This window comes from Chitinophaga sp. LS1, assembly GCF_034274695.1.
Classification (GTDB): domain Bacteria; phylum Bacteroidota; class Bacteroidia; order Chitinophagales; family Chitinophagaceae; genus Chitinophaga.
Genome location: NZ_CP128362.1, coordinates 5,660,092 through 5,682,930, shown reverse-complemented (window position 1 = coordinate 5,682,930; position 22,839 = coordinate 5,660,092). Strand labels below are relative to the sequence as shown.

At 44.4% G+C, this 22,839-nt stretch carries 21 protein-coding genes; 13 read left to right on the top strand and 8 right to left on the bottom strand.

What is annotated here, in order from left to right; genetic code table 11:
• Positions 1-162 precede the first annotated feature (162 nt).
• Positions 163-1,215, top strand: coding sequence for a site-2 protease family protein (locus QQL36_RS23510; RefSeq protein WP_321566964.1), 1,053 nt, complete (start codon positions 163-165; stop codon positions 1,213-1,215).
• Positions 1,216-1,390: 175 nt separating this feature from the next.
• On the opposite strand, the gene QQL36_RS23505 is transcribed toward QQL36_RS23510, so the two are convergent.
• The 5 genes from QQL36_RS23505 to adhE all read right to left on the bottom strand — a co-directional run bounded on the left by QQL36_RS23505 (position 1,391) and on the right by adhE (position 8,373).
• A complete protein-coding gene (locus tag QQL36_RS23505) occupies positions 1,391-2,257 on the bottom strand; it encodes a sugar phosphate isomerase/epimerase family protein (RefSeq protein WP_083723200.1) in 867 nt (288 codons plus the stop codon).
• 113 nt (positions 2,258-2,370) lie between these two features.
• The gene (locus QQL36_RS23500; protein ID WP_321566963.1) at positions 2,371-3,405 is read right to left on the bottom strand and encodes a histidinol-phosphate transaminase; all 1,035 of its coding nucleotides are present in this window, start codon (positions 3,403-3,405) and stop codon (positions 2,371-2,373) included.
• Between the two features lie 48 nt (positions 3,406-3,453).
• Complete coding sequence (locus QQL36_RS23495) at positions 3,454-4,650, bottom strand: OFA family MFS transporter (RefSeq protein WP_083723198.1); 1,197 nt, start codon at positions 4,648-4,650, stop codon at positions 3,454-3,456.
• Positions 4,651-4,662: 12 nt separating this feature from the next.
• On the bottom strand, positions 4,663-5,682 hold the full coding sequence (locus tag QQL36_RS23490; RefSeq protein ID WP_235643691.1) for a hypothetical protein: 1,020 nt from the start codon (positions 5,680-5,682) through the stop codon (positions 4,663-4,665).
• Between the two features lie 60 nt (positions 5,683-5,742).
• Positions 5,743-8,373, bottom strand: a complete 2,631-nt coding sequence (gene adhE, locus QQL36_RS23485; RefSeq protein WP_083723196.1) for a bifunctional acetaldehyde-CoA/alcohol dehydrogenase — start codon at positions 8,371-8,373, stop codon at positions 5,743-5,745.
• Positions 8,374-8,479: 106 nt separating this feature from the next.
• On the opposite strand from adhE, the gene QQL36_RS23480 reads away from it, so the two are divergent.
• Positions 8,480-9,349 (top strand): phosphatase PAP2 family protein, encoded by an 870-nt coding sequence (locus QQL36_RS23480; protein ID WP_321566962.1) that lies wholly within the window; start codon positions 8,480-8,482, stop codon positions 9,347-9,349.
• 138 nt (positions 9,350-9,487) lie between these two features.
• Here the strand turns inward: QQL36_RS23480 and QQL36_RS23475 are convergent, their stop codons facing one another.
• On the bottom strand, positions 9,488-10,660 hold the full coding sequence (locus tag QQL36_RS23475; RefSeq protein WP_321566961.1) for a macrolide family glycosyltransferase: 1,173 nt from the start codon (positions 10,658-10,660) through the stop codon (positions 9,488-9,490).
• A 66-nt stretch (positions 10,661-10,726) separates the two neighbouring features.
• On the opposite strand from QQL36_RS23475, the gene QQL36_RS23470 reads away from it, so the two are divergent.
• The 9 genes from QQL36_RS23470 to QQL36_RS23430 all read left to right on the top strand — a co-directional run bounded on the left by QQL36_RS23470 (position 10,727) and on the right by QQL36_RS23430 (position 18,893).
• On the top strand, positions 10,727-10,948 hold the full coding sequence (locus QQL36_RS23470; RefSeq protein ID WP_083723194.1) for an ArsR/SmtB family transcription factor: 222 nt from the start codon (positions 10,727-10,729) through the stop codon (positions 10,946-10,948).
• Positions 10,949-11,280: 332 nt separating this feature from the next.
• On the top strand, positions 11,281-12,201 hold the full coding sequence (locus QQL36_RS23465; RefSeq protein WP_321566960.1) for a sensor histidine kinase: 921 nt from the start codon (positions 11,281-11,283) through the stop codon (positions 12,199-12,201).
• Entirely contained in the window at positions 12,198-12,953 is a 756-nt protein-coding gene (locus tag QQL36_RS23460; protein ID WP_321566959.1) for a LytTR family DNA-binding domain-containing protein, read from the top strand. Before QQL36_RS23465 ends, QQL36_RS23460 begins: the two co-directional genes overlap by 4 nt.
• 213 nt (positions 12,954-13,166) lie before the next feature.
• Positions 13,167-13,487: a DUF2147 domain-containing protein gene (locus QQL36_RS23455; protein WP_321566958.1), complete on the top strand. Its 321-nt coding sequence runs from the start codon at positions 13,167-13,169 to the stop codon at positions 13,485-13,487.
• 10 nt (positions 13,488-13,497) lie between these two features.
• The gene (locus tag QQL36_RS23450) at positions 13,498-14,799 is read left to right on the top strand and encodes a TolC family protein (protein ID WP_321566957.1); all 1,302 of its coding nucleotides are present in this window, start codon (positions 13,498-13,500) and stop codon (positions 14,797-14,799) included.
• A 111-nt stretch (positions 14,800-14,910) separates the two neighbouring features.
• Positions 14,911-16,011, top strand: a complete 1,101-nt coding sequence (locus tag QQL36_RS23445) for an efflux RND transporter periplasmic adaptor subunit (RefSeq protein ID WP_321566956.1) — start codon at positions 14,911-14,913, stop codon at positions 16,009-16,011.
• A 1-nt stretch (position 16,012) separates the two neighbouring features.
• A complete protein-coding gene (locus tag QQL36_RS23440) occupies positions 16,013-17,257 on the top strand; it encodes an ABC transporter permease (RefSeq protein ID WP_321566955.1) in 1,245 nt (414 codons plus the stop codon).
• Positions 17,258-17,406: 149 nt separating this feature from the next.
• Positions 17,407-18,105, top strand: a complete 699-nt coding sequence (locus QQL36_RS23435; protein ID WP_083723187.1) for an ABC transporter ATP-binding protein — start codon at positions 17,407-17,409, stop codon at positions 18,103-18,105.
• Positions 18,102-18,893 carry a hypothetical protein gene (locus QQL36_RS23430; protein ID WP_321566954.1) on the top strand — a complete coding sequence of 264 codons (792 nt, stop codon included), beginning with the start codon at positions 18,102-18,104 and terminating at the stop codon, positions 18,891-18,893. The genes QQL36_RS23435 and QQL36_RS23430 overlap by 4 nt, the downstream gene beginning before the upstream one ends.
• Here QQL36_RS23430 and QQL36_RS23425 read toward each other — a convergent pair.
• Both QQL36_RS23425 and QQL36_RS23420 read right to left on the bottom strand, forming a co-directional pair.
• The gene (locus QQL36_RS23425; RefSeq protein ID WP_321566953.1) at positions 18,890-19,780 is read right to left on the bottom strand and encodes an AraC family transcriptional regulator; all 891 of its coding nucleotides are present in this window, start codon (positions 19,778-19,780) and stop codon (positions 18,890-18,892) included. The two genes, QQL36_RS23430 and QQL36_RS23425, sit on opposite strands and share 4 nt — an antisense overlap.
• Before the next feature lie 9 nt (positions 19,781-19,789).
• Positions 19,790-20,608, bottom strand: a complete 819-nt coding sequence (locus QQL36_RS23420; RefSeq protein WP_321566952.1) for an SDR family oxidoreductase — start codon at positions 20,606-20,608, stop codon at positions 19,790-19,792.
• A gap of 314 nt (positions 20,609-20,922) precedes the next feature.
• On the opposite strand from QQL36_RS23420, the gene QQL36_RS23415 reads away from it, so the two are divergent.
• A complete protein-coding gene (locus QQL36_RS23415; protein WP_321566951.1) occupies positions 20,923-21,636 on the top strand; it encodes an SDR family oxidoreductase in 714 nt (237 codons plus the stop codon).
• Between the two features lie 270 nt (positions 21,637-21,906).
• Positions 21,907-22,797, top strand: coding sequence for a helix-turn-helix transcriptional regulator (locus QQL36_RS23410; RefSeq protein ID WP_321566950.1), 891 nt, complete (start codon positions 21,907-21,909; stop codon positions 22,795-22,797).
• Positions 22,798-22,839: the final 42 nt, after the last annotated feature.

Below are 22,839 nucleotides of genomic sequence, written 5' to 3'. Positions count from 1 at the left end.
ACGAAAAATTCCAGCAGACTCCATGATTTTAACAATGTTGAATTATTCGAAAAGATCCTGCCGCAAGTTTTTATAAATGGTAATGACCGTCATCATATAAACCATCCATCATCATAGGCTACCTGCCCCCTAAAAGATAGTTTTGTATCAAATAAACGCCATATGAGAAACGCCGTCAAACTCTTCCGCATTAAGGGTATCCCGGTGGGGGTACACTGGATCTTTCTGCTGGTCAGCTGCTGGATACTGTTTATCCCGATCATTTCACGAGGCGACTCACAGAGTATAGGATGGACTGCCCTGGGCATACTGTCTATTTTCGCTTGTGTCATGCTGCATGAACTGGGCCACGTCATGGCGAGTATACATGCAGGCATCCCTGTCAAAAATATCCGTCTGCTGCCTACCGGTGGCATGCCTACAATTGCAATGCAACCTGAAAAAACAGGTCAGCTGTTACTGATCACCTTTGCTGGTCCTGCTGTAAATCTGTTCATCGCCCTGCTGCTGCTGCCTTTCCTGGATGATTATACACCATTCTGGGATACACATCAGCTGGTATTCAATATCACACCTAACAACTACCTGGTATTCTTACATAATATCAACGTAATGCTCGTGGTGTTTAACCTGCTTCCCGCCTTTCCGATGGATATGGAAAGACTCCTTTCTCCACAGGCGTCCCTGATGGGGACCCGCATACTGGGTGTGCTGTTTTTTGTGGGTGGCACCGTGCTGCTGAACCGCTGGCTGGTGTTCTTCGGACTGTACCTGTTACTGATGGGCGCTACTGAAAAGAGACTGGTGCTGAAACCACGTTTAAAAAATGTGTGTCTGGGGGATATTGTGAATACGGACTTCAAAACTGTGAATGCTTCCTTTACTATGGAAGAAGCCAATGCTTATCTGCTGGGGGACCATCACCGCTCTTATGTGGTATTGAACAACCAGTCTCCGATTGGGATCATTGATAGTCAGGTCATCCACTTTAGCCAGGCGCCTGGCTATTACAGACGGAAAGTCTATACCATGATGGACAAAGGCGCGAAACTAATGAACGGTAATATGACCATTTTTGATTGCTGGGATGAGTTGCCGGACGAACACCTGGCACAGGTACCGGTAGTAAAGGATGGTAGGTTGATCGGGGTTGTGAGCAGGGAAACCGTCAAAGAATATTTAACGGATAAAGAGAATGTTGTAAGTTTTGGATAATAAAAAGGAGCGTGTATCAAAAGTAAGATACACGCTCTATTCATTCGGATAGCTGATGGAGCCCGGTTTCCATTTATGCAGTTCTAAGGAGGTTCATTTATTGATGATACATCCTGCTTTTTATGCTGTTCATATAATTCTCAGGAGATTCATTTATTGATGACACCTCCTATTTTTATGCGAATAATACCGTGCGCAGGTATTTTGAGCTTTCTGTAATACTCTCGTAAGGATCGATGGAGAAATTCTCCTGTTCTACGATATAATATTTAATACCAGCCGTTTTTGCTTTTGCAAAGATGGCTTTGAAATTAATACTTCCTTTACCAACTTCGGTGTTCAGCTCAGGGTTAGCCTTATCCATATCTTTCACATGTACCATGGTAAAGCGGCCGGGGTATTTGTTGATCCAGGCAATAGGATCCTGGTTGGAACGCACTACCCAGTAAATATCCATTTCGAAATGCACCAGTGCAGGGTTGGTACCCTTCAGCAGTTCCTCGTACAGCATTACGCCTTCCACGGTCTTGAATTCGAAATCGTGGTTATGGTACGCCATTTTCAGACCGTGTTTCTTTGCTTTATCAGCCAGTTTATTCAGTTCGGCAACGATTTTTTTGATGTCAGCAGCGGTTTTGCGCTTCTTTTCATCGATGTAAGCCATGGTCAGGTATTCCTGTCCGAGTATTTTAGCAGCCTCGATGGAAGCGTCCTGATCTTCTTCGGTTTCCAGGGCGTAGTGTCCGCTTGGGCTGGTCAGGCCATGTTTAGTGAGCAGGGCTTTGAATTCCTGGGCGCTGAGCCCCCAGAAGCCATTCTTTTTGCTATAGCCGTAGGTTTCTACTTGTTTGTAGCCGGCGGCAGCTATTTTTGCGATCACGCCTTTTACATCTTTAGGGAGTTCTTCGCGGAGGGAATAGAGCTGCAATCCTGCTTTTGCATTGATCTTACCAGCAGCCAGTAAACGGTTCGACGAGAGTCCAAATGCCAGTCCGGCGCCGAGCAGGCCTGCCTGGGTAAGGAAAGTTCTTCTTGTGGTCATACTTATATTAAGTTTTAATTTGTTTCCGGGACAAACAAAATAAGGCGGAAATGTGAATTTTGCAAACAATGGATTGATCCTCGCAAATACTCAATGGTAGTGGATAACAAACTTCATAGTTTTTTAAGTATCTCCTGTGCTTTTTTGTTTTCCGCAGGAAGTCCGATGGTAATGCGGATCCACGTATTGTAAGGTGAAAATAAACGGGCGATCTGAACGCCTTGTTTGTTGTAGGCAGCAGCAACTTTTTCGTATGGCTGGCCGGTATTGAAATAGATAAAGTTGGCCTGAGAGGTAGTGTGTTCCAGATGTAAACTATCGAGTAATTGATTCCACTTATTTCTTTCTACGGCGACAGTTTTATTCAGGTTTGTGATATAGCTTTTGTCGGCTAATGCGGCTTTGGCCGCTACAACAGAGAGTCGGTTCAGGTCATGAACATTTCCAAGCCCTTTTTCTTTCAGGAATTTTGCGATAGCAGGTGGGGCTACACAATAGCCGATCGACAACCCTGCAAGGCCATAGGCTTTTGCAAAGGTGCGGAAAACGATGACGTTATCTCCTTCTTTGATATTATTAACGGCGGTTCTGCCGGCGAAATCGTCGGCGTATTCAAGGTAGGCTTCGTCTACCAAAATAATCGCTTGTTTAGAAGCGGTGTGAAGGAAGTCGTGAAAGGCTTTTTTATCACTTACTGTGCCGGAGGGGTTATGAGGATTGACGAGGAAGATGGCGGTGGTTTGTGGGTTTATGCTGGCGCTGATGGATGTCAGGTCATTTTCTTTTTTATCATTCAGCGGCACGGCTATCACCTTCCCTCCTACACTTTTTGCCGCATCTGTAAAAACAGGATACCCCGGTACAGCATAAATGAATTCTCCGCCTTTTAAGCCCAGATAAACCCCGAGTTGGGCCAATATCTCACCCGGTATGATTTGATCGGTTTCTACGCCCTCTTTTTGGGCAATAGCGGTAATGAGTTCATTTGCATCAGGCCCCGGATAACGGGAGATGTTGGCAATTTCTTTTTTTATCGCTTCCTGCACGTTAACAGCAGGTGGATATGGGTTTTCATTGAGCGATAACTGTTGCGCCTTTGCGCTCAAAGTGATCAAAAAGAAAATAGTGGGAATATAAAAGCGATACATAACCGACATTTTATTATCCCACTAAAGTACTAGAGTTATTGCAAAAAATCAACTAGCCTTATTTAATAACCGCTTCAGCAGTATAGAAAATACCAGGGCAATCACCAGCAGCACGCTAAAACAATATAATGTTCCATTATAACTGGAACTGGCACTTCTTGCGATTGCTGCGAACAGCGGACCCGCCATACCGGCAGCAGCCCATGCTGTAAGCATATAACCAACGATCGCACCCAGTTCTTTTGTACCAAAAAGATCACTGATATAGGCAGTAGTGGTGGAGAAACCCGCACCATAGCAGGAAACGATCAAAAAGATCATCAGCTGGAATAACAGTGCATTGTGTACCCCTGGCAATACCAGGAATGCCACAATTTCAATACAGAGGAAAGTAATAAAGGTATTAGGTCTTCCCAGGAAGTCAGACGCCGCAGACCAGCCAATACGGCCACCGCCATTGAAGATCCCCATGAACCCAACCATCGCTGCTGCAGCTGCTGTAGTCAACCCGGCAGATTCCTGTGCCATTGGAGAAGCTGCGGAAATGATGGCGATACCACAACTGATATTGAGGAAGAACATGATCCACAGGTACCAGAATTTCTTAGTACGGATGGCTTCCTTCGCTGTGACCCCTGTAATTTCCTTTGTCTTTGCAGGTCCGCCATAACCTTCAGGAGGCGGTGCAATGTAAGAAGACGCAGCCAGGATAACTACAAAGTAGCTACCGCCCATGATAAAGAATGTAGTGGGAATACTGGTATGTCCGATCAGGTATACGATAAGTGGGCTACTGATCAATGCGGCAAAACCAAATCCCATAATCGCCAGACCGGTGGCCAGCCCTTTCTTGTCCGGGAACCATTTTACCAGAGAGGTAATAGGTGTGATATAGCCCAGTCCCAGACCGATACCACCAATAACGCCATAAGACAGGTACAGCCCCCACAGTGAGTGCGCATATACTGCCAATCCTGAACCTGCTATGCCTACACCGAAGAAAAGCGCCGCAAGTCGCCCGGATTTTTTCGGGCCAAGCTTTTCAACATAACTGCCCAGAAAGGCAGCTGACATACCAAGGAAAAAAATAGCCAGGCTGAATGTAAACTGTGTCTCTTTCAGTCCCCATCCCAGTTGTGCTATTAATGGTTTTGTGTACACGCTCCAGGCGTACACAGAGCCAATGGAGAGATGGATCCCAACTGCGGAGGCTGCAATGAGCCACCTGTTCTTAAGTTTGTTCATGGTTGTGATGAATTATGCATATATTTTCAACTGTTCAGCAATCAGGGCTCCCATATTCCGGCACCTGCTAAATCCATCGTGGTGATGGAAAGTGGCCAGTTCCCCGGCCAGCTGGTCTACCTTCTTTTGTGGAGAGATCTGATCGTCTTTCATACAGGCCAGCAGATCATCCAGTCTGTAACGCACCAGGCGGATACGGTTATTGATTAAGCTCCGTTCTTCCTCCTGGTACTGCCGCATGGTCCGGCTGTCCATATGTTTGATACCAAGGCTTACCAGTTGATTGTTATCCTTAAAGAAATGAGGTAGGTAAAATTGTCTTCTGCCTTCATAGGATTGCTGGTCAAAGTCGATAGCACGGATCCGGTATTGGTTTCCTTCTATATCAGGTGTGATATGTACTACATAGTTATAGGCACGCATATCTCCCAGCAGGCGGATAAAACAGCGTTCGTTGAACTTCACGAATTCCTTACAGATCCTGATCTGGTTGAATTTGGAGGTATTCAGGCGGTTTTTAATAAATACATCTCCAGGCAGACCAGAGATGTGTTCTTCTATCAGTGTTTCTCCATCTGTGAGATAGGCGATCCTGTTAGGTGATAATATATGTTCGAGTTCCAGACCATACACACGGGAGGCATCAGATACTTTTACATAGAAGTAATCATAGTTATCGTTCAGCGTATTCATGATGCGCACCCGGAAAGGTTTGGAATTACCAAAGGTGCAGTAGTCGATCTGGGATACCTGTAGGTGCTCGGTAAAAGCAGTATCGCCAGAGGTATTCATAATGGCATAGATGAGGGTGAGCGCGGGGAATAAGGTTTCCATATGCGCAGGATCGTAATAAACGGTTTCCCACAGTGTGTCTTTGCCATCCTTGTCCAGCAGTGGAATGCTTACATGAAAACGGAGCAGGTCACTGTAGTTCACCAATACTTTCAGGTCACGGTTATATTTACGCAGATAATCCATCAGGGGCTGCCTGACGGGATAAACCAGTTTCTTGCGGGATTGAACGTCCATCATACAATTAAGAATAAAAATGTAGCTGGCCGGGTCAGCAGCCAGCTACAGATGTATAGCAGATTAAGCTCCCAGTGGTGCTTTGATCTTCGCATTGGTAGGCTCAACTTTCTGAGCACCTTCATACACCTTGATATAGATCTTCTTCATTTCACTGATCAGTGGGTAGCGGGGGTTAGCCGGTGTACACTGGTCATCAAATGCCTGTTCAGACATAGTATCAAGTGTTGCATAGAATTTGCTTTCTGACACACCGAATTCTTTGATGCTCTTAGGAATACCTACCTGAGCTTTCAGTTTTTCGATGGCTTCACACAGCAGTTCTACTTTTTCCGCATCATTCTTACCGCCCAGTTGCAGATAGTCCGCGATACGGGCATAGCGCCAGCGTGCATTTGGATATTTGTACTGAGGGAAGGCAGCCTGTTTGCGTGGATTCTCAACCGCATTGAATCGGATCACTTCAGTGATGAGCATACCGTTTGCAACACCGTGTGGCACGTGGTGGGTAGCACCCAGTTTGTGTGCCAGTGAGTGACAGATACCGAGGAAAGCATTGGCGAATGCCATACCAGCAATGGTAGAAGCGTGTGCCATTTTTTCTCTTGCTTTCACATTGGTCTTGCCTTCGTTGTAAGCAGCAGGCAGGTATTTGAAGATGAGGCGGATGGCTTCGAGTGCCAGGCCGTTGGTGAATTCACTGGCCAGCACGGATACATAAGATTCCAGTGCGTGGGTGAGTGCATCGATACCAGAAGCAGATGTGAGGCTCTTAGGCATGTTCATCATCAGTTCGGCATCAACGATTGCCATATCAGGAGTCAGTTCGTAGTCCGCCAGCGGATACTTGATACCCGTATTTTCGTCAGTGATCACCGCGAAAGGAGTCACTTCAGAGCCTGTACCGGCAGAGGTAGGAACTGCGATGAAGCTGGCTTTGATACCCATTTTAGGGAAGTGATAAACGCGTTTGCGGATATCCATGAAACGCATAGCCAGGTCTTCAAATTTTTCTTCAGGATGTTCGTAGAGTACCCACATGATCTTAGCAGCATCCATTGGAGAACCACCACCTAATGCAATAACGGCATCAGGTTGGAAGCTGGCCATTTCTGCAGCACCTTTTCTTGCACAGATAAGTGTTGGATCAGGTTCAACATCGAAGAACACGGTGTGAGCAATACCCAGTTCATCCAGGATCTTGGTTACCTTTTCAGCATAACCCAGGCCATAGAGTACTTTATCAGTTACGAGGAATACTCTTTTCTTGCCTTCGTCTTTCAGTTCTCTGAGGGCAACTGGCAGACAGCCGTATTTGAAATATACTTTTTCAGGTACTTTGAACCAAAGCATGTTTTCTCTTCTTGCAGCTACGCTCTTAATGTTTAGTAAATGCTTAACACCCACGTTTTCGGAGACAGAGTTACCGCCCCATGAACCACAACCCAGGGTGAGGGATGGAGACAGTTTGAAGTTGAAGATATCACCAATTGCACCCTGAGAAGAAGGCATGTTGATGATGGTACGGCCGGTCTTCATGGCAGCGCCGAATCTGTTTACCCTGTCCTGAGAAATGGTAGGATCGGTATACAGCACGGAGGTGTGACCGAAACCACCCAGTTTAACGAGGCGGGTAGCTTTGTTCAGGGCTTCATCGAAGTCTTTCGCTTTGTACATGGCCAGCACGGTAGACAGCTTTTCATGGCTGAATGGTTCGTCCAGTTCAACAGAAGTCACTTCACCGATCAGGATCTTGGTGTCTTCAGGAACGGTGATACCAGCCAGTGCAGCGATCTTTACAGCAGCCTGACCTACGATATTGGCATTCAGCACGCCATTGATCAGGAGCAGTGCACCTACTTTGCTTGTTTCAGCTTTGCTGAGGATGTAAGCACCGCGGTCGATGAATTCTCTTTTTACTTCTTCGTACACTTTTTCAACTACGATCACGCTCTGTTCGGATGCGCAGATCATACCGTTGTCAAAAGTTTTGGAGAGCAGGATGGAATTCACGGCCATCTTAAGGTGTGCAGTTTCGTCGATGATAGCAGGCGTATTACCGGCGCCTACACCGATGGCAGGTTTACCGGAAGAATAAGCGGCTTTGACCATACCGGGACCTCCGGTAGCCAGGATAAGATCAGCTTCAGCCATCAACATCTGGGATGATTCAACGGATGGTTCTTCGATCCAACCGATGATATCTTTTGGCGCTCCGGCTTTAACGGCTGCATCCAGTATGATCCTTGCCGCTGCTATTGTGGAATTTTTAGCTCTTGGGTGTGGTGAGAAAATAATGCCATTGCGGGTCTTGAGTGCAATCAGTGCTTTAAAGATAGCGGTGGAAGTTGGGTTTGTAGTAGGAACTACAGCCGCGATTACACCGATTGGCTCAGCGATTTTGGTGATGCCAAAGGCTTCATCAGTTTCGATGACGCCGCATGTCTTTTCGTCTTTGTACTGATTATAGATATACTCAGATGCAAAATGGTTCTTTATCACTTTATCTTCCACCAGGCCCATGCCGGTCTCTTCCACCGCCATTTTAGCGAGGGAGATACGGGCATTATTAGCCGCTATGGCCGACTGGCGAAAGATCTCATCAACCTGTTCCTGGGTGAAAGTGGAAAACTGGGTTTGAGCCTTCCGTATCCTTTCAATCTTGTCGATTAAATTTTTTGAATTAGGTTCCATGTTAGAGGAGTTGATATTGATAAATAATTCCACTACAAAGGTGGGTAGAAGGGGAATTATAACCGATGACGGGGTTGGCATAAGTCGTTGATACAAATCAGTGACGATGAGCAGGATGACCCTGATCAGAAAAAACAGTTTTTCTACAGAATTATTTTACTATTTTGTAGTCAGACTTATATACCTGATGAGATTTTACGGCCTACAACTGTTAATGCTACTAGTAGCAGCGGAGAGCTCGTATGGACAGACCATAACTCCTGCTAAAGAAGATACTATTCAACCTGTACTGTCTTTGGCGCATCCAAATGGGCAGTATAAGGTGAATCCCGGACCTATTCTGGCAGCTGCAATCATGATCGGCTATGGTGCCGCCACCTTCCATGTACGACCTTTACATGAACTGGACCTGTCAACCAAACATGAGATCCGCGAGGACAATTCCCGGTTTCATACTACTATTGACAACTATTTACAGTATTCGCCCATATTTGGGGTGTATGCCCTGAATGCCATGGGGATTCATGGGGCGCATAACTTTAAGGAGAGGACGATTATACTGGGAATGTCATCTTTGCTGGTATGTGGTACGGTGACGGGGTTAAAAACATTGACCCACAGGGAAAGGCCTGATGGCAGTGCGGCGAACTCCTTTCCTTCCGGGCATACGGCGACGGCGTTTATGAGTGCGGAGTTTATGCGGATGGAGTATAAGGATGTGAGCCCGTGGATAGTGGTGGGGGGCTATATGGCGGCAACAGCAACGGGGGTGTTGAGGATGTATAATAACCGGCACTGGCTGAGTGATGTAGTGGCGGGCGCTGGTGTGGGGATATTGAGTACGCAGGCGGCTTACTGGTTGTATCCGAAGATAGAGAAGGGGTTGTCAGGAAAAGCAAATACCAGCACCATGGTGATGCCTACGTATGATGCTGGTACTAAATCAGCGGCGATCAGTCTTGTGTATATACATTGAGGTAAGCTACGCTCATAGCACGAGCAGGACTTAGGCTTTAATGTATATTATTCACTGAATATAAAGGACCCAGTTTTTATGTATCAGTGAGGTAAGCTATTGCTCATAGCACGAGCAGGACTTAGGCTTTAATGTATATTATTCACTGAATATAAAGGACTCAGTTTTTATGTATTCAGTGATGTAGGCTACTGCCTTTGGATAACCACCTGCTGCTTTAAAGGAGTCACTGATCTTTTGCATATTGACTGCGTATGAAGGATCGCGGAGCACCTTTTCGACAGCATCCTGCAGTATAGCAGGTGTGAGTTTGGTATGATCCAGGGAAATGGTAGCGCCCAATGCAGCAGTTCTCCCGGCGAGATCGGGTTGATCTGCGCCGAGAGGAATGGCTACAAAAGGAACATTGTTGAACAGCAGATCACTAATACTATTCATGCCGGCGTGGGTAATGGCTACGTCGGTATGTTGCAGAATGGCCAGCTGTGGGATATAATGACGAACAATAAAATTGTCCGGAATTTTAAATCTGGATAAATCTACATTATAAGCAGCCATGACTACCATAACATCTTTGCCTGCGAATGCATCAAAAAAGATCTGGTAAAGGTCGTGGTTGAAATTACTGAATACGGTGCCGAGAGAAATGTAAATGACTTTCTTGTCTTTTAATAGTTTAAAAGGAAAGTCGGTTTGCTCTTTCCGGTCAAAAACGGGTGGGCCTACAAAACGGTAGTTGTCGCCAGACAATTGATCTTCGGGTACAAAGTAACGGGAAGAATAAACAAGATTTAAACCACCCAGATTAATCAATGTAGCAACAAATTTCTCTGGTAAGTTTACATTGTATTTTGTCTTTATTTCCTCACGCATTACAGCGTATTCCGGTGGTGTAGGAAACGCTTCAGCATTTTCCAGAAAATCGTTCAATCCTAAAAAAATACCTAATGAAGAAATCGTAGGTATATTCAGCAATTGTTTGAATACTTCTGTGAATGGAAATGGGGTGGAATGAATGATGTAATCGAAATTTATATTGTTTGTTTTCTGTAATATATCATCAATAATGTTTGTTGCCGCTCTCATGATCTGAAACATCGGATCTTCTTCCCCTTCAACTTCCGGTTTAAATAAATCCAGGTCTACCAGGTATGGTTGATATATAGCACCGGTGGCTTCAATTTTCTGCCTGAATGTTTCGGTGGCGAAGTAGATAACATCATTTCCGTTTTTAATCAGCTCGCTGACGAGGCCAATAGTAGGGTTCACGTGGCCGTGAGAAGGAACACTCAGGAATAATACTTTTGACATGTAGTGTTGTTTTGTAAGAATGTAGACGGGGTGGTTGAAAATATATTTTAAAAAATGAGAAAATAAATGCGACAACCTGATCCATTTCAGGCAATTGCCGACCCTGGCAGGAGGGAAATTCTGTTTTTATTATCAAAAGAAAAGCTATCTATGAATGCGCTGGCGGAGAATTTTGATATTAGTAGACCGGCTGTGTCTAAGCATGTGAAGATATTGTATGAGGCGGGTTTGATTATGATTACGGAGCAGGGACGGGAGCGGTATTGTGAGTTGAGTGCGGGCATCTGAAGGCCCCAATCCGAAGGCTGGCATACGAATGTCTGAAAATGAACGCCGGTATCTGAACCCTTACAACGGAACGCCGGGATTTAATTGCTGGCAGCTGAATAGTTGCATTTGAACGCTGGCTTGGGAGTGCAGGCAGCTGAAGGCCAGTAGCTGAATGCTGGCAGCTGAATGTCTGCCCGTTTCGGGCGTCAAATTGCCCTTTTGAACCTGATAATTGCCCTGAACCTGTGATACTATTGTATCTTTAACACGTGAAAAAACATGACGGATACTTTGGCATGCTTATCTCTGCATGCATCGCTATATTAGCAACATTTCCAAAAATGCTCCGGATGGAGCAGTTTTCATGGTGGGCCGTAGTCCATATTTTCCTTCATTCCTTTTTATTTGGATTGATTTGCTGGTTCCTGCATAACTGGTTTATCAGTAAAACCCTGCACCGGAAAAAGGAAGATAAAATCATAGTGGCGCTTACATTCGTTGTAATGGTAGCATTATTGATCTATCCTTACAATTACCTGATGTCTTTCCTATACGACGTGTCCGAAGGCATATTGGAAATTCCACTGGCAAGGAAACAATACATGATGCTTCTGAGAGGGGTGGTGACAAGTGGACTATTCTATTTTATCCAACATCATAAGATGGTGGTATTTCAGAAACAGGAAAGTCAGCTTGAAATAGAAAAACTGAAACAGGCGCAGTTAGAAGTAAGTTTGAATTCCCTGAAAGAACAGTTAAGCCCTCATTTTCTATTTAATACCCTTAACACCTTAAGCACCCTTACCTCTGAAAAGCATGTCAAGGACTTCGTGAATGAATTGTCTAATATTTACAGGCATGTATTGCAGCATAAGCAAAAGGACACTGTTACACTGACACAGGAACTGAATTTCATTCACTCCTATGTGTACATATTAAAAAGCAGGTTTGAGGATGCGATCAATATTGATATTGACATTGCAGAAGCTGATCAGGGATTGCGCATCCCGGCACTAAGCCTGCAACTGCTCATTGAGAATGCGGTGAAGCATAATATGGCTACCAGTTATAAACCACTTAACATAAAATTATTCAGAGAGGGCGATTACCTGGTGGTGAGCAATAACCTGCAACCTAAGAACAGCGTAAGCTATTCAACAGGGACAGGATTACATAATATCCGTCTACGCTACCAGTTATTGTTTAATAAAGAGATTGTCATAGAAAAGACCGCCAGTCACTTCACCGTAAAATTACCATTAGCAGCATGAATGTACTGATAATAGAAGATGAGCCAAGAGCGGCTAAAGAGCTGAAAAATATGATTCAGCAGATAGATGATACGATTCAGGTGGTAGGGATATTAGAATCGGTAGAGCAGGCGAAGGAATGGTTTGCACATAATGCCCAGCCTGACCTGATCCTTTCTGATATCCAGCTGGCAGATGGGTTGAGTTTTGAGATTTACAGTCAGGTGCAGATTACCAGTGCGGTCATCTTTTGTACAGCATTTGATGAATACCTTATGCATGCATTTGAGACGAATGCAGTGAGTTATTTGCTCAAACCTATTACGATTGAGAAGTTGGAAAAGGCATTGGAGAAATATGAGAGTATGAAGGCGTCGTTTGCTGAGCCATTGCCGAATAATTTGCAATCATTGTTGCAGATGATAAAACCCGCACATAAGACAGCGCTGCTGGTGAATGAAAAGGAAAAGATTATACCTGTACAGGTAAAGGATATTGCTTGTATTTATTTGGATAATACGATTTTACAGATCATTACCCTGCAAAATAAAAAATACTTCATTACAGCGACTATGGATGAAACGGAGCGGTTATTAGATCCGTCGATTTTTTATCGGGCGAATAGGCAGTATCTTATTAATAAGGCGGCTATTGCGAATGCAGAGCGGTTTTTTGCAAGGAAATTGGTGGTGAAGTTATTAGTGCCTACAGAGGAACAGATTGTGATTAGTAAGGCGAAAGCAGGGGATTTTTTGCAATGGCTGGAAGGTTAGTTCCTTTGCTGGATAAATATATTGACTGAGAAGAGAGGGTTAGTTGCATTTACCATCATTTCCCGGAAATTTAATTTCCGTTGCATCTCCCCATATCCACTGAATAATCAGGCCCGCCCGCTTTACCCCCTTATCTGCCCGCTTTACCAAGTTAGCCCCCTCCTCCCCCATCTAATTTTGCCAGCTTTGCTTTATCAAATCAAACAAAGCAAAATGAAAACACTGGCTTTTTTCCTTTTACTAATCACCACATCCTTTACCCCAGATACCATCCTTGGTAAATGGACCAATGCCGACAAATCCAAAGAACTGACTTTGGTAAAAAATGGCAATGCATACACAGGCACTTCTGAAGGAAAAGAAATCCTTCAAAACCTCGTCTACTCCAATGGCACCTACACCGGTAAAGTATTCCTTCCCAAACGGAACCAAACCTTTCCCTGCACCATCACCTTACAAGGAAATGACACCATGCAAATCACGGTCAAAGCAGGCTTTATGAGCCAGACCAAAATTTGGACACGCATAAAATAACAACTCGCATATGAAAATGATTCTCACCGGTATACTCTGCTGCTTTTGTGCACTACCGGTGTCTGCACAGCTCAGCTTCTCATCCGTACAGGACATCTGGAAATATGCCGATGCACACAATATCCAGATTACATCGGCCAACGCCAGCGACAAAGAAGCTACCCTGAATGTCAGACAAGCAAAGGGTGCCCTGCTTCCAACAGTCAGCGCCAACGGCAATTATACAGATAATATCAAATTACAATCAACTTTGATACCAGCGCATTTATTTGACCAGACCGCACCAGATGGCACCTTTTACGAAGCCACCTTTGGTAAGCGCTACAACTACAATGCAGCCGCCAATGTACAGCTGGACCTGATCAATACCAAAAACTGGTTTGCCATCAAAACCGCGAAACTGGATAAGGAAATAGCCAACCTCAACATACAAAAAACCAAACGCGATCTGTATGAACAGCTGGCCAATATCTACTACTCCTACATGCTGGCAAATGAAGCTGAGAAATTATCCTTATCTAACGCTGCCACCATGGATACCGTATTTTCTTCCGTACTGCGAAAGTACAATGATGGATTTGTGAGTGAAGTTACTATGAACAATGCAGCTATCAACAAAGAAAAGGCGGCAAAAAACCTCCTCACTGCTACTCAAAACAAACTGCTTCAACTCAATAATCTCCAGCAACTGCTGAATACAGGTGATAGCATCGATATATCTGAACAAAATGCAACTCCTTATATTCCGCAGCCATTTGGTACTGATCCGGATGTCACCATTGCCTACGAGGAATTATTGAAATCCCAGGCACAATGGCAATCTTCAAAAGCAGCTTACGTACCCACGCTTTCGGCAGTATATCAGTACAACAGGTTGATCTCCACTGACCACTTCATGCAGTTCAGTAATAGCAATGACCTGCCGAGTCAATACTGGGGATTGCGCTTGTCTGTACCGATCTTTTCCGGAAATAGCCGCCATTACAACGTACAAAAAGCAAAGATTGATATGGAGCTGAAACAACAGCAATACCAATCTGCAGGACTGCAGTCACAATTGACCAATCAGAACATTCTGATTTCTTACAATACCGCATTTAAAGATCTGGAAAAGGCAAAAGGGATCCTGGCTATGTACCGTAATAATGATACACATGCTACACAGCTACTGGACGAGGGTACTATTTCTATTGATGATCGCCTGAGGTATTACTCAGATATGATTACCAATCAGCAGGAATACCTGCAAAGTTTGAGCGATTATTTTATTCAATCTTATCGCCTTCAGATCAGGACGGTCAATATCTATTAGGTGAATGATCACTTTATTCAATCTTATCGCCTTCTGATCAGGATGATAATATTAGCTGAGCGATCACTTTATTCAATCTTATCGCCTTTCAGGACTTTAAACATTTACATCATGAAACATATATTCATCATATCATTCGCAGGCATCACACTACTTTCTTCCTGCAAATCAAAAAACAGCGGCACCGCCGCCCCTATCTACGCTCCTATTACCGAAGCCATATTTGCACCCGGTCACATTGAAGCCGGTGGCCAATTTACCCTTACCGCACTCAATGATGGGTATATTACAGACGTACCTGTAATTGAAGGTGACACCGTCACCAATGGACAAACCATCTTCAAACAGGATAATACAACTGCTGCCATTGCTCAAAGATCCGCCACAGAGAACCTCGCTATTGCGCGCCAGAACGCATCCGACAACTCTGCCGTATTAGCACAACTGCAACAACAACTAAACACAGCCACTGAAAAACTGGCAAATGACCTCACACAAAGAGACCGTAATGCCAGATTATACGCTACCCGCAGCGTTGCCAAGGTAGATTATGACAATGCTGAACTGGCTTATCAATCCTCCATGCATAGTGTAGAACAGCTCAAACAAAACATCGCTGCGACTAAGCTCTCTTTGCAACAAACCCTTATCAATTCCCGCAAAGACCAGGAAACTGCCATGGCAAACACCTCCTATTACAACATCAAATCTCCCGGCAACTATACTGTATATACCCTCCTCAAAAGAAAAGGCGACCTGGTACGTAAAGGTGACGCACTGGCTATTTTAGGCAATGCAGGTGGTATGCTCATCTCTCTTTCTATAGATGAAGGCAGCATTGCCAAAATCAAACCGGGCCAAACTGTACTGACCGAACTCAATACTGAAAAAGGCAAAACCTACACCGGTCATGTAAGTAAGATCTATCCCAGCTTTGATGAGCAGTCACAAGCCTATACCATAGAAGCAACTTTTGACACCTTGCCAGCTGGTTTGATGAATGGTACCTTATTACAGTCAAATATCATTGTTGCTCACAAAGACAAAGCCCTGCTGGTGCCTGCTAACTGCGTAAGCCCGGATGGCAGGGCGCTTATCAAACATCGTAAGCAAACAGATACTATCCAGTTAAAAACAGGCATCGTGTCTACCGATTATGTAGAAGTTCTCGGTGGTATCAATGCAGACGATAAACTCATTAAAGCATATTAACATGAATGCAGGCATCAACACCAGGATTGCTTACACTTATATGGTAAGCAAAGTAAAATCAACGCTTGTAGCTGCTTTAGGAGTCACTTTCGGAATTGGCATGTTCATCTTTATGAACTCTCTGATCACAGGCACTAATGACTATTCAGAAAAAACAATGCTGAGTGCAACGCCACATATCAGGTTGTATAATGATAACAAAATCAGTAATACCAATATGCTCAACCGCTACCTTGGCAATAATACCATCAATCTGATTTCCAATCCTCAGCTGGTACCGCAGGATAATCGGATCATCAATCCGGACGTTGTTGCGGCGGAACTCAATAAGCGAAAAGAAGTCATTGCTCTTAGTAAACAGGTTACTGCCAATATCATCTATAGCAAAGGAAATGTACAGGAAAACGGGACCATCTTTGGCGTCAACATCGCAGAGCAGGATAAAATGTTCGACATCACGTCCAATATGATCGCGGGTAAAACACAATCTATTGCTGATAATCCCAACAATATCATCATCGGGATAGGGCTGTCTCAAAAGCTTAATCTGAAAATGGGGGACTATGTCAGGATCACAACCAGTACGGGCCTGGCTAAAACGCTACAGGTTTCCGGCATTTTCAAAACCACTATCAAAAACGTGGACGAAACAAAAACGTATGTGAGTCTGCCGGTAGTACAACAACTACTGCAAAAAGACAGAGCTTATATTACTGATATTTATGTGAATGTAAAAAACTATTCCCTGGCTACTGAAATAGGCAACAGTATGGCGCAACAAACAGGATACACTTCCGAATCCTGGCAGCAAAATAACGAGCAATCATTAGCAGGTAAGAAGATCAGGGATATCATTGCCAACGCTGTCATCTTTACCATTCTACTGGTGGCGGGCTTTGGGATCTACAATATTCTGAACATGGTGATCTATGAGAAAATCAAGGAGATTGCTATACTCAAAGCTACGGGTTTTCAGGGGAGTGATGTGGTTAGCATCTTTATACAACAGGCATTGTTGATTGGATTGGTAGGTTCTGTGATGGGATTGATCGTAGGGTGGGTTATATCATACATGTTATCCAAATTGTATTTAGGGTTGGGGAATGTGACATATCTGCCCATGACCTTCCTGCCTAAACATTATATACAGGGGGCGATTTTCGGGTTGCTGACTTCCTTCTTTGCAGGCTACATCCCAGCACGCAAGGCATCAAAAGTAGATCCTGTATCCATTATCAGAAGCTAAATTTATTGAGATGAATAATGGGTTGAAGTCTGATCATTCACTTAATACAGGGAGCCTATTTCTACTGCCCTTCTTTGCAGGCTACATCCCAGCACGCAAGGCATCAAAAGTAGACCCTGTATCCATTATCAGAAGTTAAAATTATTGAGATGAGTATCGCATTGAAAGCTGACAAAATCAGCAAATACTTTTATACACCAGAGAAATTCAAAGTCTTGTCCGATGTAAGTTTTGAAGTACAAAAGGGCGAGTTTGTATCTGTGATCGGCAAGTCTGGCTCTGGCAAATCTACTATGCTCTACATCCTATCCACCATGGATACCGACTATACCGGCAACCTGGTTTTGAATGATCAACAGATCACAGGTAGTTCGGTCAACATGCTGGCGGCTTTCAGGAATGAGCATCTGGGCTTTGTATTCCAGTTCCACTACCTGTTACCAGATTTTACCTGTCTTCAAAATGTAATGATCCCTGCTTTGCGGCTAAAGAAACTCTCCACAGCAGAAATTGAACACAATGCATATGAAAAGCTGAAAACGCTGGGACTTGCAGATCAGGCACTGAAAACCGCTTCCCGCATATCAGGTGGTCAGCAGCAGCGTGTGGCAATCGCCCGTGCCCTGATCAATGAACCAGCTATCATTATGGGAGATGAGCCAACCGGTAACCTGGATAGCCGGAATACTGCGGTGGTGTTCGACATCTTCAAACAACTGGCAGCAGAGCATAACAAGACAATTATTACCGTGACCCACGATAATGACTTTGCTGCCAAAAGTGACCGGATTATCGAAATGAAAGACGGAATTATCATCAGTCATGACCGTAAACCAGAAGAGCTATGAGGTATGTCATGATTGCATTTGTATTACTGTCAGGTAGTAATTTGTACGCACAGGGTATTAGTTATACCTATGATAGTGGGGATTACAGCGCACAAACATTTAATGCCAATGCGCGTTTCCCATTGTCTAAAAGCATGTTTGGAAATGTCATGTATCGCCACCTGACGTTGGAGGATTATACGCTACAGTCAATAGCTGCGCAGCTCTTTTACAGCATCAGGTTCTCTGAGAAAAAATCGCTGGTGTTGATTGGCACAGGAGGTCTATACAATGAGGGATGGCGATATGGTGCAGGGTTTCGTTACCTGTACAAGCATTCTGAAAAAGTGAAGACAGGGATTGGGATGATGTATAATAAGCAGTTCTTCGGCAATCAGCTCATTCCTTTTTGGGATGTAAAATATGAGCCATCGGCTAAATGGACTATATCAGGGTTATTCCCTATCAAACCGAAAATAATGTACCACTTTAACAATACTGTCAGCGCTGGTTTTGAGATCAATGGCGAAGCCAGTAGCTACCGAATGTCAACTACCTATTTACGGAATAACCAGTGGACGGGGCTGTGCAGGTTTGAGTGGTTCTTTACTAAAAATCTGTTGCTGAGTGCAGGTCTTGGCAAGAACTTCATCAACAGATATCAGTTTTATGCCAATGATCTAAAAACTGGCTGGACGATTATCACTATTCCACTAGGTGAAAAAGCTCAACCTATTTACGAGCGGTCATCCAAAGGTATTAGTGCAACTCTTGGTATTTCTTTACGTGTGAACAGGGATTCTCCCTAAGCAGGTACCCCAACCGACCTAAAACCCGAAGGCGCCTGCCCCGTATGTTTTTTAATAAAATGACTAAAGTGGGCAGGATCTTCAAAACCCAGACTAAACCCAATTTCCGCCACATTCCACTCTGAATGCTTCAATAAAATAGTCGCCTCAGTCACCAATCTTTCTGCAATCAAACCAGACGTAGACTTCCCTGTAGTCGTCCTCAACGCCCGATTCAACGAATTCACATGCACCCCTAACTGCGCAGCAAAGTCCGCCGGCGACTTCAACTCAAACTGCTGACTCAGGTTCTCAATCGGAAACTGCCTGTCCAGCAATTCATTAAACACCCCCGTAATGCGAACGCTGGCATCCGTTTGCAAATGACGCTTTGCTACTGGCTCCATCCGCATTGCATAATGAAGAATATCAATAATACAATTCCGGATCAGATCATCCTTATAAGCATAATCTGATTTAAACTCCTGCGCCATTCTTTCAAACAGCTGCGCTATCGCTGTTGCCTGCGTAGCATCCAACTCATATACCGGATGCGCTCCCGGCGCAAACAAAGGTAACTCCCTGATATTCCTTCTGAAATACTCCGCCAGATATGCTCCTTTAAAAATGAAATATTGCCCAATGGCCGGGCCATCGGGCATATCTACTGTGTAAGGTACATCCGGACTGAATATAGCCAGCGCATCCCCATTCACTTCCAGCGATTGATCACCATAGTGCAACAAGGTACGCCCCCGCATAAAACTCACTTTGTAAAAGTCCCTGCGCCGGTATGGCTGAGGATCCATACGGAGACAATCGTCATACCGGAGCAGGTTAAATACTAAAGGCTGGCTATTGATAGCTCTGTTGATATAGAAATCTTCTATCGATTCAGGCTTTTTCATACCTCAAATTTACACATTCTTTGGCACCCAATGTTCCTGCATATAATCATGATACCCCTCCTCTCCTGACATCCTCACCTGCATGAACGCTTTGGCATCTTCACCTGCCAGATACCTTAAACGGGAAGTACCGTCGGTAGCAGCCTCATAAATCACTTCAGCCACCTGTGTAGCGGTTGTTCTCTCCATAGTTTTGCTCCCCCACAGGTTCAGGAAACCCTGTACAAAAGCATCATAATCAGTTATTTCCGGATTCCCGGTAAAATTAGCCGCTGTATCAAACCCGGTAGCGATGGCTCCCGGTTCTACCAGTTTTACTTTGATATTGAGTGCAGCCAGTTCATACGCCAGTGACTCAGAGAAACCCTCTACGGCGAATTTAGTTGCATGATACATGCTTACAATCGGATAGGTAATACGACCGCCTATACTGGATACATTAATAACAGTGCCGGCTTTATTCGCCCTGAAGTGTGGCAGGATCGCCTTGGTCAGATTCATGACACCAAACACATTGACATCGAACTGCTGTTTGATTTGTGCATCTGTCGCCAGTTCGAACGGACCGAATAAACCATACCCCGCATTATTAAGTAGCACATCGATCTTTCCAAATCTTTTAATACCTTCAGCAATCACGGGCTGCATGCTTTCTTTTTCCTGTACATCCAGCCTGGTGACAAATACATTATTTAATGTCGTTAATTCTGTTTCCTTTTCTGGCGAACGCATAGTAGCAATGACATTCCAACTCTTAGCAGCGAAATATTGTGCAGCAGCTTTTCCAATACCGGCAGATGCCCCGGTGATCAATATTGTCTTGTTCATGATTTGTTTATTTTTTGATAACAAGACAAAATTAGCCCGGAATTCAGGGCCGGAATTGTCTCCATGAAACCAATACTTGTATAAATCAAACAGCGCTATGAATAAAACCATTTGGACCCTTATTATTACTGTTATGTCAATTACCACTTTTTGCGCAGCCAGATAGCCTCAAACCCGGACTGAACCGCGCTAAACTATACCTTGCCGACCTTGGAAAGATCGTTAGTCCCAATGGTACGCCGAAATAACATTTTGGCTACACCTTTTACACTTTTGGCTACTATTCTCAGCGCTTTCTCCCTGATCTTTGTACCATGATAAAAGATAAAGTAATCGCCATCACCGGCGCCAGCAGCGGCATAGGCGAAGCCACTGCCCTGCTGCTGGCGGCCCAGGGGGCTAAAGTTGTACTTGGCGCCCGCAGAATTGACAGATTAGCCGAAGTAGCAGCTAAAACTGGGGGTATTTACATGTCAATGGATGTTAGAAAAAGAGAAGATCTGGCTGATTTCGTGCAATTTGCCCTCGATCACTACGGTAAATTAGATGTGCTGATCAATAACGCCGGAATCGGGCCTATTTCGCCCTTAGACGAGCTTCGGGTGGAAGATTGGGATGATATGATCGACGTCAACTTCAGAGGGGTACTTTATGGCATTGCCGCCGCTCTGCCGGTATTTAGAAAACAAAATTCCGGGCAGTTCATCAATACTATCTCTACCGCTGGTTTGCAAATTGTGCCTACCATGGCAGTTTATGCCGCTACTAAAAATGCGGTGCGTACTGTTGCTGATGCCCTCAGGCAGGAAGCCGGCCCTACCATAAGGGTGACCAATGTATCTCCGGGGTATATTAAAACAAACTTTTCAGATTCCATGACCAATACGGACATCAAGGAGGCAACGAGGGCCCGGGCGGAACAGATTGCCATCTCTCCGGACGCTATTGCACGAGCTATCGCGTTTGCTATAGACCAGCCTGCAGATGTGGATGTGAATGATATTGTGATCAGGCCTACTGCCCAGTAACATCGCGTTTGCTTTTGACCAGCCTGCAGATGTAGATGTGAATGATATTGTGATCAGGCCTACTGCCCAGTAACATCGCGTTTGCTATAGACCAGCCTGCAGATGTGGATTGTGAATGATATTGTGACCAGGCCTACTGCCCAATAACATCACGTTTGCTTTTGACCAGCCTGCAGATGTAGAAATAAACAATATCCTGATCTGCCCGATAACATCGACAGGTCTGCAAATGCAGGCACTCTTGCCCAGTAAAATTCGTAGCTTCAATACATGGAATCACTCCAATTCACCAGTATTTCAGCCTTGCTGCGCCGCCTGGACCTTCCAGCGCCGCAGCATCCCCTGATCGTACTGGTCCCAACAGGCAATATCAAAGTACACCCCGACGATGTTGGCAAAAGGGTGGTCACTAACCTATATAAGATCTCTTTCAAAATTGACTTCAAAGGAAAGATCCCCTATGGCCATGGCTATTACGACTTTGAAGAAGGCGGATTATCATTCACCTCCCCCAATCAAATGTCCGCACCTACCCGCGACATCGCCGATTATGAAGGATACACTCTATTCTTCCACCCTGATTTCTTACTTAACTACCCTTTAGCGAAATCCATACAACAGTATGGCTTCTTTTCTTACGCTGTTGCTGAGGCCCTCTATCTGTCCGACAAAGAAAAGAAACTCATCTCCGTCATCTTCGACGCCATGCTACTGGAATTAGAAAATAATATCGACCATTTCAGTCACGACGTGATGATTTCCCAATTAGAATTATTGTTAAATTATAGTAATCGTTTTTATAACCGACAGTTCCTTACCCGCAAAACCCTCTATAACGACCTCATTTATCAAATGAACATCTATATTTCCACCTCTTTTAATACGTCGTCCCACCTCCCCACCGTGCAGGAAGTTGCAGATCACCTGCAAGTCTCCCCCCGCTACTTAAGTGATATGCTCAAATCCCTAACTGGTATGAGTACTCAACAACACATCCATCACCAGCTCATTGAAAAAGCCAAAGAGATTCTCACCTCCACAAACGCCACTATTGCCGAAATTGCCTATCAATTAGGCTTCGAACATCCGCAATCCTTTAACAAATTATTCAGACAAAAAACAAATACTTCTCCACTGGCCTATCGAAAATCAGGCTATTAAATCTGCGATTGATTTACTACTTTCGTTGTACAACACAACTTT